This is a genomic window from Streptomyces sp. XY431, assembly GCF_001279805.1.
In the GTDB taxonomy this organism is placed as follows: domain Bacteria; phylum Actinomycetota; class Actinomycetes; order Streptomycetales; family Streptomycetaceae; genus Kitasatospora; species Kitasatospora purpeofusca.
The window spans coordinates 1-913 of the sequence record NZ_LGDO01000278.1 but is presented as its reverse complement, the minus strand read 5'-3'; the positions used below and the strand labels follow the sequence as shown (position 1 = coordinate 913).

The following is a 913-nucleotide window of genomic DNA, read 5'->3' as shown; positions in this document are numbered from 1 at the left end:
CCCGCTCGCACTCCGCCATCCGCCCCGCGAACACCTCCGACCCCGCCAACAACCCCACCGCCATACCCACCCACTGCGAACCCTGACCCGGGAACACCAACACCGAACGACCGGAGACCAACCCACCTCCGGACACCGCCGCACCCTGCGACAGCGCGGTCAGGTGCTCGGCGAGGTCCTCCTCCGTGCCCACCAGCACCGCGCGGTGTCCCAGCGCGCTGCGGCCCGTGGCCAGCGAGAAGGCCACGTCCGCGGCGCGGACACCCGACCCGTCCCCGATCCGGGCCGCCAGCGCTGCAGCCTGGGCGCCCAACGCCTCCGGAGTGCGCGCCGAGAGGAGCAGGGGGACGGCGGCAGGTGCGGTCTCCGGCGTCCCGGGCCCGTCGACGAGCGTGTCCGCGGGGGCTGTCGGGTCGGCCGGGGCCTGTTCGAGGATGACGTGGGCATTGGTGCCGCTGACGCCGAAGGAGGACACACCCGCCCGGCGCGGACGTCCCGTGTCGTCCCACGCACGGGCCTCCGTCAGCAGTCGCCCGGCTCCCGCCGACCAGTCCACCTCGGGCGTAGGGCCGTCCACGTGCAGCGTCTTGGGCATCACGCCGTGCCGCAGGGCGAGCACCGACTTGATGACCCCCGCCACACCGGCGGCAGCCGAGGTGTGGCCGATGTTGGACTTCAGCGAGCCGATCCACAACGGTCGTTCGGCGGGCCGGTCCTGACCGTACGTGGCCAGCAGCGCCTGGGCCTCGATCGGGTCGCCCAGCGTGGTACCGGTGCCGTGCGCCTCCACCACGTCCACCTCGGACGCGGACAGCCCCGCGTCCGCCAGCGCCGCCCGGATCACCCGCTGCTGCGACGGACCGTTCGGCGCCGTCAGGCCGTTGCTCGCACCGTCCTGGTTCACCGCCGAGCC

1 protein-coding gene is annotated in these 913 nt (G+C 74.2%); it reads right to left on the bottom strand.

Going from position 1 to position 913, the window contains the following annotated elements:
• A partial coding sequence (locus ADK60_RS23470) for a ketoacyl-synthetase C-terminal extension domain-containing protein (RefSeq protein WP_199839733.1) occupies nt 1–913 on the bottom strand: 913 nt, incomplete at both ends.